Genomic DNA, 15,363 nt, shown 5'->3' with positions numbered 1-15,363 from the left:
TGTGCCAAACGATGCTCAGAGTCCACTGTGTTCATCCATTGTGTCGCCTGCAGGCCCGGGATCGACGCACATCCGCGCCGTGCATGTCGGATTCGCCGCGTGTGCGATTCTTCACAGACGGCGCTCGCACCCTGGCTCAGCCGAGCAGACGACCGCTGTGCGGGGGCTCAGGCAGCCGCGTCCGTGGGTACACAGAAGGGCACTGCGGCGGGTCGTCAGGATCGGACGCGCCGCAGTGCCCATCGTGGCGGAATGCGTGTCTCAGCGAATCAGTTTGCGCCCCATCACCATGCGCTGGATCTGGTTCGTGCCTTCGTAGATCTGGGTGATCTTCGCATCGCGCATCATCCGCTCGACGGGATGGTCGACGACGTAGCCGGCACCGCCGAGCAGCTGGACGGCGTCGGTGGCGATCTCCATGGCCGCATCCGAGGCGAAGGCCTTCGCCGCGGCACCGAAGTAGGTGAGGTCGTCATCGCCGCGTTCGCTCTTGGCCGCGGCGGTGTAGGTCAGCTGCCGGGCGGCCTCGAGCTTCATGCCCATATCGGCGAGCATGAACTGGATGGACTGGTTCTCAGCGATCGCCTTGCCGAACTGCTGGCGCTCCTTGACGTAGTTGAGTGCGTAGTCGAGGGCACCCTGGGCGATGCCGACGGCCTGGGAAGCGATCGTCACACGCGTGTGGTCGAGCGTGCGCAGGGCGATCTTGAGGCCCTCCCCGGGCTCGCCGACGATCCGGTCCCCGGGCAGGCGGACGTTGTCGAAGAGCAGCTCACGTGTGGGCGAGCCCTTGATGCCGAGCTTGCGCTCCTTCTCGCCGAAGGTGAACCCCTCATCGGATTTCTCCACGACGAAGGCGGAGATGTTGCGCCCACGGGCCCCATCGGGGTCGGTCACTGCCATCACCGTGTAATACTCGGATTCCCCGGCGTTCGTGATCCAGGTCTTGACTCCGTTGAGGATCCAGTCGTCGCCGTCACGGACGGCGCGAGTCTTCATCGAGGCGGTGTCCGAGCCGGCCTCGCGTTCGGACAGCCCGTAGGAGAACCCGGCTTCGCCCGCAGCCACCGACGGGAAGTACTTCTGCTTGATCTCTTCGCTGCCGCCGAGCTGCACGGGCAGGCTGCCGAGCTTGTTGACAGCAGGGATGAGCGAGGACGAGGCGCAGCCGCGTGCCACCTCTTCGATGATGATCGCCACTGCCAGCGCGTCAGCGCCCATGCCGCCGTATTCCTCGGGGATGTGGGCGGCGAAGAAGTCCGTCTCCACGAGAGCATCGTGGGCTTCCTGCGGGTAGCGGGAGTCGGCGTCGACCTCGGCCGCGAACGGCGTGATCTTCTTCTCCACGATATCGCGGACGGCTGCGCGGATCTCTTCGTGCTCTTCACTGGGCCGATAGAGGTCGAACATCATTCTCCTTCTACTGAACAATCGTTAAGTAGTTCTATTATCCCCGGAGAGCACGTCCTTTGTCGAGAGCGACCTGCCGCAGTTCGTCACGGTAGTCATCGAGTCGCCCACGCAGGGCCTCGGCTTCCGCGCCGTCACCGGCCCCGAGGATGCGCGCGGCAAGCAGGCCGGCGTTCTTCGCTCCGCCGATGGACACGGTGGCCACGGGGACACCGCCGGGCATCTGGACGATGGACAGGAGTGAGTCCATTCCGTCGAGGTGTCTGAGCGGCACGGGGACGCCGATGACCGGCAGGGAGGTCATCGACGCGATCATCCCCGGCAGGTGCGCCGCTCCCCCGGCTCCGGCGATGATGACGCGTACGCCGCGCTCGGCGGCCGTCTTGGCCCATGCGACCATGTCCTCGGGCATCCGGTGGGCCGAGACCACCTCGGCGCTCGATTCGATGCCGAGGTCCTCAAGCGCCTCGGCGGCGGCCTGCATCGTCGGCCAGTCCGAGTCCGATCCCATGACGATTCCGACCGGGGCGGCCGGGCTCGAGTCTGCATGTGCTGTGGTCATCTGTGCTTCCTTCGTCTCGGGAGGTGGTCGAATCGTCGTCTCGGGAGGTACGTGGAACATCGCCTCCGACGACACAGGCGCCCCGGCCTCAGGAGGTGCCGGGTCGCCTGCTCAGGCGGTGTCGGCGTCGTGATCGGCGACGAGGTCGGCGGGAGTCGGCATCTCGGGATGCGGATCGACGTCGACGCCGGCGATGAAGTCCGCGGCGTGGCGAGCCCGCGCGAGGACTAGGTCCCGATCCTGCCCGTAGGCGTTGACGTGGCCGACCTTGCGGCCCGGGCGCACACCCTTGCCGTAGAGATGAACCTTGACGGCCGGGTCGTGGGCCATCACGTGCAGGTAGGGCTGGTAGAGGTCCTCGTGCTCGGCGCCGAGGATGTTGACCATCGCGGACACTTCCTCCCTGGCTGCGGGGCTGCCCAGCGGCAGGTCGAGGACGGCGCGCAGATGCTGCTCGAACTGACTGGTGACCGACCCGTCCTGCGTCCAGTGCCCGGTGTTGTGCGGACGCATCGCGAACTCGTTGATGAGGAAGCCGTCAGGAGTCTCGAACATCTCCATGGCCATCACGCCGGTGACCTCGAGCGTGCCGGCGATGGTGAGGATCGCCTCCGTGATCGCCCGGGCCTTGTCCGCGGGCAGGTCGGGGGCCGGGGCGATCGCCTCCTTGCACACGCCGTTCTGCTGCCAGGTCTCGACGACGGGCCACACGGCTGTCTGCCCCATCGGGGACCGGCCGACCATGACCGCGAGCTCCCGGGTGAAGTCGACCTTCTCCTCGGCGAGGAGCTGCGGGACCTCGCTCAGCCATTCGGCGGCCTGCTCGAGGCTGTCGATGACGCGCACACCCTTGCCGTCGTAGCCGCCTCGGGGAGTCTTGAGGATGAAGGGGTATCCGACTCGGGCGGCGAAGGCTTCGACGTCGGCGGCAGAGGTGATCTCGGCCCATGCAGGGTTCGGCAGACCGAGCTCATCCATCTTCGTGCGCATCCGGATCTTGTCCTGGGCGAAGATCAGCGCCTGAGGTCCCGGACGGACGGCATGGCCGGCCGCGGCGAGCGCCTCGAGGTGTTCGGGCGGGACGTGTTCATGGTCGAAGGTGATGACGTCGACGGTCTCGGCGAAGGCTTTGAGCGTCGGATAGTCCGTGTAGTCGCCGACGGTCACCTCGCTGATGACCTGGGTGGCGGGGGCGTCGGCGGTCTCCGCGAGGACGGAGAACCGGATGCCGAGGGCTTCTGCGGCTGGGGCGAGCATGCGGGCCAGTTGGCCTCCGCCGATGACGCCGATTCGTGGAAAAGTCACGTTCGTCATCCTATCGTTCGCTGTGGGCTGGTCATCCCCGGGTTCAGCATACGAACCCCGAGCGGTCGGCCCTCTGCCGTCGGGTATCTGCGCTCCGTCAGCGGAACTCAGGCATTGCGTCTCAGTCGCCACAGGGATGTCGTTTCTGCGCTTCGTGCCTGATGAAGTGCATCGTCGGCGTCCGAGACCCGACGGTGACGGGGCGCCGTGTCATATCGATCGCACACCTGCAGGCCCGCGGCCCGGATGCACTCTTCGAACTCCTGACGAGTCCGCAGACTCAGGTGCTCGGCAAGGTCCGACAGGATCAGCCACCCCTCGCCGGAGTCCGTGAGATGGTCGGAGAGTCCGTCGATGAACCGGCGTAGGACGAGAGAACCGGGATCGTAGATGCCGAGTTCGAGGGCGGACGTCGGGTCGGCCGGCAGCCACGGAGGATTGCAGACGATGAGATCTGCTCGGCCAGGCGGGAACAGATCGGCTTCGACGACCGAGGCGGATCCGGCGAAGCCGAGCCGCTCGAGATTCTCCTGCGCACAGGCCACGGCCCGCGGGTTGATGTCAGTGGCGACGACCGTCCCGATGCCCCGGTGCAGAAGAACGGCGGCGAGCACGCCGGTGCCCGTTCCGAGGTCGAACGCCGTCGCAGGGGGTGCGGACCCGAACGGCGTCGTGGCCACGAGGTCGACGTACTCACCGCGAATCGGGGAGAACACGCCATAGCGCGGGTGGATGCGCTCCCCCAGAGCGTCGATGGCCACCCCTCTCAGCTGCCATTGGTGGGCGCTGAGCACTCCGCCGAGCTCGGTCAGTGACATGCACATCGGCCCGTCCGAGACTCCGTAAGCGGCTTCGCAGGCCGGCCTGACCTCCGGAGCACGACGCAGCTCGAGCGCGTAGCCCTCCCCGAGTTCGACGAGCAGCAGACCGAGCAGTCGTGAGCGCTCGGCGTTGAAGGCGCGCTCCGCTGAGAAGGTCTCCGCCGCGTCAGCTCGGACCGAACCACGACCGGTCCTCCGACCGCCTCGAGCAGCGCCGCGTCCCCGCCCGCTGCCGGCTCGGCCGGCGTGATTCCGTGTGAACCGCCGATCGAGTGCCTGCATGAGCTGGCGCCCGTTGTGATAGTCCCCGCGCCACAGCAGTCCGATTCCCGACCGGGCCAAGCGAAAGGCAGCGTCGGCGGTGATGTCATCCCCGATGACCTTCACCTGGGTCGGCGCGGCGGACCGGTTCTCCGAACGCCACCCGGCTGAGAGTTCCACACCGCCCTCGGTCCACGTGATCGTCGACCCCGCGATGTCTTCGGCCACCGTCACACCACGAGCAGCGGAATGTGGAGCTCACGCTCCGTGGTCGAACCGTGGTGTCCGATGAGGGCGATCGCCGAGGGTGATTCGGTATCCGAGTCGACGACGGCGAACTCGTCACGGCAGATGACCAGGAGGTCTCCGATGCGCGGCCGGAACCGCGGGTCGACGGGTCCGAAGTAGCCGCGTCGGATGGCCTCATCGCGAGTGAGGATGAGCGCCCTGTCCCCGACCGTCTCGGTCCAGGCCGATGCCACGTCCGCCGCGGCGCCGGCTTCGGCATAGAGGTGGACCGCACGCGGTTCGCCGCCGACGTGCCGGACACCCGAACGCAGCGCCGGAGCATCGGCGAGGTCGAGGCGACAGGTGTGGTCGATGTCGACCATGCCGTGGTCGGCGGTGACGATCATCGTCGAATCCGAAGGCAGATCCGTGGCCAGCTGCGACAGAGCCAGGTCGACGCTTTCGAGTTCCTCGGTCCACTGCGAAGAGTTCGAACCGTGGACGTGACCGGTCTTGTCGAGATTGCCCCAGTACAGATAGACCAGTCGGCGGCCGGGAGCCTTCGCCTCTTCGACGGCCTGAGCGCAGCGCTGCTCGAGTGTCTTGGACGCCCGGAATCGTCCGCCCCGCAGAGAGGCACGGTTGAGTCCGCGACCGGCGAACTTCGCCTCCCCGAGGCTGACGACATCGACATCGGCATCCGTGAGGCGTTCGAACAGGGTCGCGTCGGGCACCCACGCGACGGGGTCGACGTCGAGGTTCCAGGTCAGCTGGTTGAATACGGCGTCCTTGGCCGGGTCGAGGACCCGGTAGCCGACGACTCCGTGGCCACCGGGCAGACGTCCTGTGGCCAGTGAGGACAGTGAGTTCGCGGTCGTCGAGGGGAATCCTGTCGACAGAGTCCGCCGGGACGCTGCCAGGGACCGGAAGAACGGCGTGTACCCACTGTACTGACGCAGTTGGCTCTCACCGAGACCATCGATGAGCACGACGACGGCAGTGCGGGTCTCCCGGTCGATGCCCAAGTGCCGTGCCCTGGCCCGTGCGGTGTCGTCGAAGATTCCACCCGCACCGAGGCTGAGTGCCGCGGCAGGGATCACATCGGAGAGGATGGGGCCGGAATAGTCCGGGGGACGCAGAAGGTCGGCGCTCACGGCCGATTCGGGTGTCATCTCGCTCATCAGCGCCGCGACCGGAGCCGGGCGTGGAAGACCGCGGCCCGCAGTTTGGCCGCGAAGTCGGCGATCCGGTCGACGGAGGACTGGCCTTCTGCTTCGGCCGAGACCCTGAGCATGACATCCTCGGCGAAGATCGATCCGCCGTAGCCGTGATCACCCATGCAGTTGGGATCCCCGCAGGTCTCCGGGAAGGCCTCCACCCGCTTCGAGGCGCCCCAGGACAGGGTGAGCGAGACCTCGACAGGTTTGTCGCCGGGCTCGTACGCGGCAGGATCGGCGTAGGTGCGCCCGACCATGACGGTGCCGAGGCGATCGAGTTCGATGTCCTCGCTGCTGGTCACGGCGCGCGGCTTCGATCCCGGCGCAGCGTTCGGGTCGTCGTCGACATGGGCCAACAGCAACCGGGTCTCGGTGAGGACGAACGCAGTGACGTGCCGGTGGATGGATTCGATGTCGACGTGGGTGTCGATGTGGACGAAGTGTGCGAGCACCGGTTCGTCGTAGAGGGAGTCGGCGAGTATGCCCTGAGTGAGCTGGGGGTAGTAGCCGGCCGACTGCAGATCGTGAACGAGAACCTCGGGTAATGCCATGCGTTCCATTGTGCCCCACTCCCCCGGAGACTTCCCAGCGCGGTCGCGACTCCTCCGGACTCCGACGGCCGCAACCTCGCCGAGACCCCTATGCTGGGACCATGGAAAACTATCCTGCCGGCTGGGAAGCCGATGTCGTCCTCCGCGACGGCGGCACCGCCCATCTGCGCCCGATCACTCCTGCCGATGCCGATGCCCTGGCCCGCATGCACGAGGCCCAGTCACCGGAGTCCGTCTATCTGCGCTTCTTCGCCCCGCTTCCGCGGCTGCCCAAGCGCGACCTCGAGCGTTTCGTCAATGTCGACCACCGCGATCGCGTCGCACTGATCATGCTCATCGGCGATGACATCATCGGAGTGGGTCGTTTCGACAAGATCTCCGACACCGAGGCCGAGGTCGCGTTCAACATCGCCGATGCCCATCAGGGCCGCGGCATCGGGTCGATCCTCCTCGAGCACCTGGCCGCCGCGGCCAGGGAGTCGGGAATCCAGCGTTTCACCGCCGAGGTGCTCCCCCAGAACCGTTCGATGCTCCAGGTCTTCCAGGCCGCCGGCTACGAGGTGTCCCGCGGATTCGACGACGGCGTCGTGGCCGTGAAGTTCGACATCGATCCCACGGCACGCTCGATCGAGGTGCAGGCCTCGCGGGAGCACAGGGCCGAGGCCCTGAGCGTGCGCACGGTCCTCCACCCCACCTCGGTGGCGGTGATCGGCGCCAGCCGCAAACGCAATTCCACCGGCCATCTGCTCATCCGCAACATCACCGCGGCGAAGTTCGCAGGCGACCTCTGGGTCGTCCACCCCGAGGCCGATCAGATCGCCGGCGTCCAGGCGTACCCGAGCCTCGATGCACTGCCGGGCAAGGCCGACCTCGCCGTCATCGCGGTCCCGGCCGAGTCCGTCACCGAGGTGGTCAAGGACTGCGCTGTGCACGGGGTCAAGGCCGTGCTCGTCATCTCCTCCGGCTTCGCCGAGACCGGCCCCGACGGCGCCGAGCTGCAGCGTCGGATGGTCGCGACCGCGCGGGCCTATGGGATGCGGGTCGTCGGTCCGAACTCCTTCGGACTGGTCAACGAGGCCGAGGACGTCTCTCTCAATGCCTCCCTCGCCCCGTTCCTGCCGGCCTCGGGCACGCTCGGACTGTTCAGCCAGTCCGGAGCACTGGGCACCGCGCTGCTCGCGGCGGCGAAGAACCGCGGTCTGGGCGTCTCGACCTTCGTCTCGGCGGGCAACCGGGCCGATCTGTCCGGCAACGATCTGCTCCAGTACTGGGAGGAGGACCCGGCCACGCAGACCGTCGGGCTCTACCTCGAGTCCATCGGCAATCCGCGGAAGTTCTCCCGCATTGCGCGCAGGGTCTCTCGCGTCAAGCCCGTCATCGTCATCAAATCCGACCTCACCGGCAGGGAGCTGCCGCCCGGGCACATCGTGCGCACCTCTTCCCTGGCCCCGAACACCCTCGATCAGGTGCTCGAACAGGCGGGAGTGATCAGGGCCGACACCATCCATCAGCTCTTCGACTTAGCGCAGGTCTTCGCCACCCAGAAGCTGCCGGCAGGGCGACGGGCGGGCATCGTCGGCAACTCTGCGGCGATGGGCACGCTGCTCATGCAGCGAGCCCGCTCAGAGGGACTGCACGTGCACACCGACCCGGTGGCCCTGCACCCGGAGGTCGATGCGCAGACCTTCCGCGCCGAACTCGACGAGATGTATGCCCGGGACGACATCGATTCGGTCATCGTCACGTTCACTCCGTCGGCGGGAGCCGAGGAGTCGGAGATCGCCGCGCTGCTGTCCGAGGCCGCCGCACGGTCGGACAAGACCACGGTGGCCTGCTTCCTCGGCATTCAGGGCGTCCATGACGAACTGACCAGCTACATCAAGGATGAGGACGGCAATCGCGTCTCCCGCACGGTGCCCAGCTACATCGGCCCGGAGGACGCCGTGTGGGCGCTGGCCCGGGCAACTGACTACTCGCGCTGGCGGGCCGCCGACCACGGTCGCTACGTCGAACTCGACGACATCGACGACAGAGCGGTGCGCTCGATCATCGACTCGGCTCTGGACGGAGCGACACTGGGCACACCGGTGCGGCTCGAACGCGACGCCACCAGAGAACTGCTCCGCGCCTACGGAATCGAGGTCCTGCCGTATATCGCCGCCTCCTCGGTCGACGAGGGGCTCGCGGCCGCCGAGAAGATCGGCTATCCCGTGGCACTCAAGGCGGTCACCAACGTGCTGCGGCATCGGATGGAGCTCGGCGGTGTGCGCCTGAACATCGATACGCCGGAAGAGCTGGCCGAGGACTTCGCCGCCGTGCAGAGGATCATCACCCAGGTGATCGGCGATGACGATCCCCTCGTCGACGTTCAGGCCATGGCTCCCCACGGTGTCCCCTGCGTCATCCGTGCCGGTGAGGACCCGCTCCTCGGGCCGCTGCTGTCCTTCTCTCTGGCCGGGGACACCACGGAACTGCTCGGCGACGTCTCGCACCGGGTCGCTCCCCTCACCGACCGGGAAGCTGACGACATGATCCGCACGGTCAAGGCCTCCCCGCGCCTGTTCGGCTACCGCGGCCTGCCCCCGATGAACATCGAGCCGCTCAGCGACGTCCTCGAAAGGCTCTCGGTGCTCGTCGAACGCCACCCGCAGATCCTCGAACTCGTCATCCATCCGATGATCGCCACGGAGGCCGAAGGGCATGTGCTCAGTGCCCGTGTGGATCTGCTGCCGGATCCGACCCGCATCGACGGCACTCGCAGGCTCCTCAGCTGAGCGCCGATGACGCGGTCGAATCCGCATCCGCGGTTCCTCGTCCGAGGGGCCTCCTCGGTCCGAGACGACACACCGAAGGCGGGACACCCTGCTGCGGCCGAGGAGGGGGAGACGCAGAAATGCGAATCCGACCGACTGCCTGGCGCGTCTTATACCAATTCGCAGACTCGACAGGTAGTGTCTGTATCCGTTCACCACGAAACGTTATGAATTCGTGCTTTACCGAGTGGTCGCTCAGGCGGCCGCAGTCTGTGGCCAGTCACTGGCCATCCACCGTCCCAGGCGTCCGCATCCGGCGGGTGTCCCATGAGAGCGAGGCCTCACAGTCATGATTTCGCGCAGAGACGTCGTCACCGACTCAGCGATCGCCGTAGTCGCCGAACAAGGAGTCCGCGGGCTCACTCACCGAGCCGTCGACGCCCTGGCAGAGCTGCCGGTAGGTTCGACGTCGAATGTCTACCGCACCCGCGATGCCCTGATCACCGGAATCATGGAGCGCATCGGCGAACTCAACTCCCAACAGCTCGAGCGCCTGCCCGAACAGATGCGCGCCGAGGGTGCCGAACCCCTCGAGGTGGCCGTCGAGTTCTGCATGAACTGGCTGACCACCGACCGCAATCGCTTCTACACGATGATGATGCTCAGCCTCGACCCGGCGCTGCCGCCCGAGGCCGTCGCCGCCAAGGAGAAGAACCTGCGCGCAATCCACGACTTCGTCATGCGCATCGCGGGAGTCGACGCCGACTACGCCCGCAGGCTCAACAGCTCGGTTGCCGGAATGATGCTCTCCGAGCTCGTCTCCGGAACCGCCGACCGCGACCACGTCGAGACCTACATGAGGGAGTTCTTCGTGTGGCTGAATGCGAGCCGCGAGACCTCCTGAGACTCCGACACGAACCCTCCCGAAACGCCTGATTGAGCCGGAGACCTCGAATCGAACGCTAGAATCGACGGGTGCCCTCGTGCGCTGAAGTGACGCTTCGGCGCAGGCGGGCGACCGAATCGAACAGTTCGTGCGTCAAAGGAGTTCCATGCCCGAAGGCAGAGTCATCGAAGTCGACGTCTCATCAGAGATGGAGAGTTCGTTCCTCGAATATGCGGTCTCGGTCATCCACTCCCGCGCCCTTCCCGATGCCAGGGATGGTCTCAAGCCCGTCCAGCGCCGCATCGTCTATCAGATGGGCGATATGGGTCTGCGCCCTGAGCGCGGTCATGTGAAGTCCTCCCGCATCGTCGGTGACGTCATGGGCAAGCTCCACCCGCACGGCGACACCGCGATCTACGACGCACTGGTGCGTCTGAGCCAGGACTTCATCATGCGTGTGCCGCTCGTCGACGGCCACGGCAACTTCGGCTCCCTCGATGACGGGCCTGCGGCCCCGCGCTACACAGAAGCCCGGCTGACCACCGCATCGATGCAGATGATCGCCGGGCTCGACGAAGACGTCGTCGACTTCGTCCCGAACTACGACAACACGCTCACCCAGCCCGAGGTCCTGCCCAGCGCTTTCCCGAACCTGCTCATCAACGGCGCCTCGGGCATCGCAGTCGGAATGGCCACGAACATGGCTCCGCACAATCCCGGCGAAGTCATCGCCGCCTGCGCCCACCTCATCCGCAATCCCGACGCCGGGCTCTCGGAGCTCATGCGCTACATTCCCGGCCCGGATCTGCCCACCGGCGGGCGGATCATCGGCCTCGACGGTGTGCGTGAGGCCTATGAGACCGGTCGCGGCACCTTCCGCACCAGGGCCACCGTGTCCTTCGAGAACATCAGTGCCCGCCGCAAGGGCATCGTCGTCACCGAACTGCCCTACCTCGTCGGCCCGGAGAAAGTGGTGGCGAAGGTCAAGGACGCCGTCGGTGCGAAGAAGCTCACGGGAATCGCCTCCATCGACGACTACTCCGACCGCAAGAACGGCATGCGTCTGGTCATCGGGGTGAAGAACGGGTTCAATCCCGAGGCCGTCCTCGCCGAGCTCTACCGCCAGACACCGCTCGAGGAATCGTTCAGCATCAACAATGTCTGCCTCGTCGACGGACAGCCGCGGACCCTGGGACTGCGTGAGCTCCTCACCGTCTACCTGTCCCATCGCATCGACGTGGTGCGCAGGCGCACGGTCTTCCAGCTGCGCAAGGCCAAGGACCGGCTCCACCTCGTCGAAGGTCTGCTCATCGCGATCCTCGACATCGACGAGGTCATCCAGCTCATCCGCTCCTCCGACGATGCGGCGACGGCTCGGACGCGGCTGATGGACGTCTTCGAGCTCTCCGAGCTCCAGGCGACCTATATCCTCGACCTGCAGCTGCGCAGGCTCACGAAGTTCTCCCGTCTCGAGCTCGAAGCCGAACGGGACGAACTGAAGAAGCGCATCGACTATCTCGAATCGCTGCTCGCCGATGAGGCGAAGCTGCGTGAGCTCGTGGCCGCCGAGCTCGAGGCGACCGCCGAGGTCATCGGCTCGCCTCGACGCACGGTGCTCATCGAAGGATCGATGAAGGAGCTCAGTGCCAAGGGCAAGAAGGCGCCGACGAACCTCAAGATCGCCGACTCCCCCTGCCGAGTGCTCCTCTCGACGTCCGGGCGCATCGCCCGCACCTCGGATGCTGCGCCGCTGGCGCGTGAGGGGCGCCGCTCCAGCCATGATGCGCTGCGCTCGGAGATCGTGACCACGACGCAGGGCAAGGTCGGAGCAGTGACCTCGATGGGTCGGCTGCACATGGTCGACGTCGTCGACCTGCCCGCACTGCCTCCCGCGGCGGCGCGGCCCAATGTCGCCGGCGGAGTGAAGATCGCCGAATATGCGGCACTGGAGAAGGACGAGAAGATCCTAGGCCTCATCGATCTCGACCGGGAGTTCGTCCTCGGCACCGCCCAGGGCGTGGCCAAACGCGTCTCGGTGGCGGGGCGACCGAACAAGAGCGAATGGGAGGCCATCACCCTCAAGGGCAAGGACACCGTCGTCGGCGTCGCCCAGCCGGAGGACATCGATGACTCCCTGGCCGTGTTCGTCACCTCGAACGCCCAGCTGCTGGCATTCGACGCCGCGGGCCTGCGCGCACAGGGATGGAACGCCTCGGGTGTCGCCGGAATCAAGGTCGCCGCGGAGGCACAGGTGATCTTCTTCGGGATGACGCCGAAGGCAGCGAAGACCGATGAGGACGGCGACGCCGACGGAGCACTCGGCAGCTTCGCCGTGGTCACCGTCGCCAGCGGCGAGAACTTCTACGGTGCCCCGTCCTCGTCGATCAAGGTCAGCGAGTTCTCCGAGTTCCCGACGAAGGGCAGGGCCACCTCGGGGGTGCGTGCGCACAAGTTCCTCAAGGGAGAGTCCGAGCTGTCGCTGGCCTGGGTCGGCGACTCCCCGCAGGCCGCTGCCGTCGGCGGCGGCGCCCGGACCCTGCCGGGGGAGCTGTCGCGACGGGACGGCACGGGCTCTCCGCTGGAGTCGAAGATCGATGTCATCGGCACGCTGCCCCGCCTCGGCGGTGCAGAAGCCGTCGACCACACCACCGGCGCAGGCACGGGTGCCGGCTCTGGTGCTGACGGAGACGACGCGGATGCCGGCGGCAGCGACTCAGCCGCGGAAGCGCGGGCATCGTCGGGTTCACAGGCATCGTCGAAACGGAAGTCTGCGGGATCGGGCCGGCGCGGACAGCAGGGCCTGGCGACGAGCTTCGACGAACTCGACCTCGATCTCGATGAGGCCAAGGACGAGATCGCGCGCTCGAAGTTCGATGACGAGGACGCGGTCATCGTCTCCCACGACGATGAAGACGGAGACGACGACTCGGCTCTGTTCTGAGCCGAGACCGGGCCTCATGGCCCGGTGTCGACGCCGGGCCTCAGGCCTCGGTGTCGTCGTCGAGGTCGAGGCGCATCCGGGTCGCGGTGCCGCGCTTCATCTCTCCCACCGAGGTCTCTCCCAGCCCGTGCAGCGAGATCGACTGTCGCGGTTCGAAGACGTAGTCGTCGGAGGCCGAGAGCACTCGAGCGGTCTCCTCGTCGGTGAAGATCGTGCCGGGCTCGGCGACGGCGGTCAGGCGCGCGGCGAGGTTGACGCTCGAGCCGAAGATATCGCCCAGGCGTGAGAGCACCCGCCCCCAGACGAAGCCGACGCGGGCCTGGGGCAGGTCTTCGGCTGCGGTGACGCGCTCCATCAGCGTCATGGCGATCTCGGCTCCGGCCAAGGGGGTGGAGGCGGCGAAGAAGACCTCGTCGCCGACGGTCTTGATGACGCGACCGCCTCCGGTGGCGACGATGTTGTAGGCCATACCCTGGAACTCCTGGACCATGTCCGCCAGCTGCCTGGGCTCCATCTGCTGGGACAGGCGGGTGAAGGAGACGAGGTCGATGAAACCGACCGCGCGGGCCAGCGGCATCGAGGAGTCGTACCAGCCCTGCCTGTTGTCCATGGCCAGTCCGTCGGAGACGTTGACGTTGAGGCGACCCATGACATCGGCGAGGTTGCGTCGCCACGAGTAGGTGAGCATCTTCTGCAGCGGGTCGATCATGTCCTCGACGACCTGCAGGGCGTCCCGCCTGGCCTCCGGGTCGCTCAGTCCCTTCTCCTCGGTGAGGAATTCGACGAGGGTCTCCATCTGCCAGACCACGAGGCGGTCGGTGGTCTGTCCGATCGCACGGGCCAGCGACAGCGCGGTCGTCTGGTCGATGAGTCCGTCGGCCACGGGCTTCGCCCAGATCCGCAGGGCATGGGCGTCGCTGACTGTGTAGGCTTTGTCTGTCTCCTTCGCCTGTGACATGCCCAGTGCGCGCCACATCTTGCGCGCCGAGACGGTGGAGATGCCGCCGAGTTTGGCCGCTTCCCGGCGGTCGAGGACGCGTTTGCCGTCAAGGAGGATCTCTTCGAGGCGTTCGGCCGCAGTCCGTGTCTCGTAGATCGTGTCGTCGAAGTCGGGGTCATCATCGTCGGCCGCCTCGGCGCCGTCAGCGTCGACGATGGGAATCGCCGAGGTTCGCGGATCCTCGTGCAGTCCCCCGAAGAAGTCCTCGGCGGCGGACACAGAGTCCTCGGGCACGTCGTCGAGGCTCTCATCTGCGTCGGCGGTTTCCGGCTCTTCGTCGGGCCCGGAGGCATCGAAGACCGCAGAATGCGACGGTGCCGCCGAGTGGGCCGCGGTCTGCGTCGGCGATGCCGAGTGGGCCGCACTGCTCGCGCCGCCGGTCTCCTTCGCGTCGGTGTCGTCCTCGTCGGCGGATCCGAGCCCGCGGAAGAGGTCGTCATCACCGTGTTCGATCCCCTGCACCGAGGCTGTCGAGGCCCCGTGCTCGGCCGCTGCGTCTGCGTAAGCCGCGTCGGTGTCGTCGTCGATCGACATCAGTGCTCACCTCCGTCGGGAACGGGCGGAACGGGGCCGGACGAACCGGAGACGGGACGCAGATGGTGAACGTCGCCGGCGCTGACGGACACCCGGTCATCGATGATGAGGTCGGCTCCGGAGTCGAGGCCGGTGGCGATGCCGATGAGCTCTGAGCCGTCGGGCTTCTCCACTCTGACCTGCGTCCCCAGCGTCACCATGTGCTCACGCACTTGGTGCGCCGTGGGGCTGTCCCGGAAATCCGTCTCGCCATATTCCGTCAGCTCTCTGTAACAGGGAATCAGTGTGCTCAGGATGGAGACTAGCAATGCTTCATGATCAATCTCTGAACCGTCCACGCCGGTCTCGATGGCCAGTGAGCTCGCATCGGCACGAGGCAGGTCGTCCGGCTCCAGCCTGGTGTTCAGCCCCATTCCCAGGATGATCTGCGGCCCCTGCGGCAGCGGTTCGACACGGGCGAGGATCCCGCACAGCTTCTTCCCGTCGACGGTGAGGACGTCGTTGGGCCACTTGATCACGGCAGGCACACCCGCCTCGGCGACGGCGGAGCGCACGGCCTCACCGGCGATGAGCGGGATCCACCCCCAGCGTGAGAATCCGACCGGCGGAGTGAGCAGGATCGACCACGTCAGGCAGCGTCGGGCAGGGACCGTCCAGGTCCGGCCCAGTCGACCGTGACCGGAGTTCTGGAAGTCGGTGCCGCGGATGGTGAACTCGGCCGGGGTCTCGCCGCCGACGGCCTGCTCGCGGACCAGCGAGGCCAATTCGTCGTTCGTGGACGGGCACGTATCGTCCCAGATCAGACGTGGGATCGAAACTCCGCGGTCCGCAGCGGCGCGGATCACCGAGGCCGAATCGACGAGCAGAGGAATGTGTTCGCTGTTCACCAGTCCA

11 protein-coding genes are annotated in these 15,363 nt (G+C 66.8%); 3 read left to right on the top strand and 8 right to left on the bottom strand.

Annotated elements, in window-relative coordinates:
* Nucleotides 1-261: 261 nt before the first annotated feature.
* From HK401_RS15750 to HK401_RS15725, 6 genes are all read right to left on the bottom strand, one after another.
* Nucleotides 262-1,410 carry an acyl-CoA dehydrogenase family protein gene (locus tag HK401_RS15750; protein ID WP_309136020.1) on the bottom strand — a complete coding sequence of 383 codons (1,149 nt, stop codon included), beginning with the start codon at nt 1,408-1,410 and terminating at the stop codon, nt 262-264.
* Nucleotides 1,411-1,447: 37 nt separating this feature from the next.
* The gene (purE, locus tag HK401_RS15745; protein ID WP_181275599.1) at nt 1,448-1,972 is read right to left on the bottom strand and encodes a 5-(carboxyamino)imidazole ribonucleotide mutase; all 525 of its coding nucleotides are present in this window, start codon (nt 1,970-1,972) and stop codon (nt 1,448-1,450) included.
* A gap of 111 nt (nt 1,973-2,083) precedes the next feature.
* Nucleotides 2,084-3,286, bottom strand: a complete 1,203-nt coding sequence (locus tag HK401_RS15740) for a 5-(carboxyamino)imidazole ribonucleotide synthase (protein WP_181275598.1) — start codon at nt 3,284-3,286, stop codon at nt 2,084-2,086.
* A 98-nt stretch (nt 3,287-3,384) separates the two neighbouring features.
* Entirely contained in the window at nt 3,385-4,587 is a 1,203-nt protein-coding gene (locus HK401_RS21090) for a methyltransferase (protein ID WP_309136019.1), read from the bottom strand.
* 2 nt (nt 4,588-4,589) lie between these two features.
* A complete protein-coding gene (locus HK401_RS15730) occupies nt 4,590-5,759 on the bottom strand; it encodes an alkaline phosphatase family protein (protein ID WP_181275597.1) in 1,170 nt (389 codons plus the stop codon).
* A gap of 8 nt (nt 5,760-5,767) precedes the next feature.
* Nucleotides 5,768-6,355 carry a DUF5998 family protein gene (locus tag HK401_RS15725; RefSeq protein ID WP_181275596.1) on the bottom strand — a complete coding sequence of 196 codons (588 nt, stop codon included), beginning with the start codon at nt 6,353-6,355 and terminating at the stop codon, nt 5,768-5,770.
* Nucleotides 6,356-6,456: 101 nt separating this feature from the next.
* Here HK401_RS15725 and HK401_RS15720 point away from each other — a divergent pair, with 101 nt between their 5' ends.
* From HK401_RS15720 to HK401_RS15710, 3 genes are all read left to right on the top strand, one after another.
* Nucleotides 6,457-9,129 (top strand): bifunctional acetate--CoA ligase family protein/GNAT family N-acetyltransferase, encoded by a 2,673-nt coding sequence (locus HK401_RS15720; protein WP_181275595.1) that lies wholly within the window; start codon nt 6,457-6,459, stop codon nt 9,127-9,129.
* 328 nt (nt 9,130-9,457) lie between these two features.
* Nucleotides 9,458-10,012, top strand: a complete 555-nt coding sequence (locus tag HK401_RS15715) for a TetR/AcrR family transcriptional regulator (RefSeq protein WP_181275594.1) — start codon at nt 9,458-9,460, stop codon at nt 10,010-10,012.
* A 148-nt stretch (nt 10,013-10,160) separates the two neighbouring features.
* Entirely contained in the window at nt 10,161-12,935 is a 2,775-nt protein-coding gene (locus tag HK401_RS15710) for a DNA gyrase/topoisomerase IV subunit A (RefSeq protein WP_181275593.1), read from the top strand.
* Nucleotides 12,936-12,975: 40 nt separating this feature from the next.
* On the opposite strand, the gene HK401_RS15705 is transcribed toward HK401_RS15710, so the two are convergent.
* Both HK401_RS15705 and HK401_RS15700 read right to left on the bottom strand, forming a co-directional pair.
* Nucleotides 12,976-14,469 carry an adenylate/guanylate cyclase domain-containing protein gene (locus HK401_RS15705; RefSeq protein ID WP_258234264.1) on the bottom strand — a complete coding sequence of 498 codons (1,494 nt, stop codon included), beginning with the start codon at nt 14,467-14,469 and terminating at the stop codon, nt 12,976-12,978.
* On the bottom strand, nt 14,469-15,356 hold the full coding sequence (locus tag HK401_RS15700) for a biotin--[acetyl-CoA-carboxylase] ligase (RefSeq protein ID WP_181275592.1): 888 nt from the start codon (nt 15,354-15,356) through the stop codon (nt 14,469-14,471). Before HK401_RS15700 ends, HK401_RS15705 begins: the two co-directional genes overlap by 1 nt.
* Between the last annotated feature and the right edge of the window lie 7 nt (nt 15,357-15,363).

The organism is Brevibacterium oceani, from assembly GCF_013623835.1.
Taxonomy (GTDB): domain Bacteria; phylum Actinomycetota; class Actinomycetes; order Actinomycetales; family Brevibacteriaceae; genus Brevibacterium; species Brevibacterium oceani.
Note: the sequence above shows the minus strand (reverse complement) of the source record. Positions and strands in the feature narration are given on the sequence as shown.

Excerpts from the sequence above, each read along its gene's own strand:
- HK401_RS15750 (WP_309136020.1), bottom strand. The coding sequence starts at position 1,410 with ATGTTCGACCTCTATCGGCCCAGTGAAGAGCACGAAGAGATCCGCGCA.
- purE (WP_181275599.1), bottom strand. The coding sequence starts at position 1,972 with ATGACCACAGCACATGCAGACTCGAGCCCGGCCGCCCCGGTCGGAATC.
- HK401_RS15740 (WP_181275598.1), bottom strand. The coding sequence starts at position 3,286 with ATGACGAACGTGACTTTTCCACGAATCGGCGTCATCGGCGGAGGCCAA.
- HK401_RS15730 (WP_181275597.1), bottom strand. The coding sequence starts at position 5,759 with ATGACACCCGAATCGGCCGTGAGCGCCGACCTTCTGCGTCCCCCGGAC.
- HK401_RS15725 (WP_181275596.1), bottom strand. The coding sequence starts at position 6,355 with ATGGCATTACCCGAGGTTCTCGTTCACGATCTGCAGTCGGCCGGCTAC.
- HK401_RS15720 (WP_181275595.1), top strand. The coding sequence starts at position 6,457 with ATGGAAAACTATCCTGCCGGCTGGGAAGCCGATGTCGTCCTCCGCGAC.
- HK401_RS15715 (WP_181275594.1), top strand. The coding sequence starts at position 9,458 with ATGATTTCGCGCAGAGACGTCGTCACCGACTCAGCGATCGCCGTAGTC.
- HK401_RS15710 (WP_181275593.1), top strand. The coding sequence starts at position 10,161 with ATGCCCGAAGGCAGAGTCATCGAAGTCGACGTCTCATCAGAGATGGAG.
- HK401_RS15705 (WP_258234264.1), bottom strand. The coding sequence starts at position 14,469 with ATGTCGATCGACGACGACACCGACGCGGCTTACGCAGACGCAGCGGCC.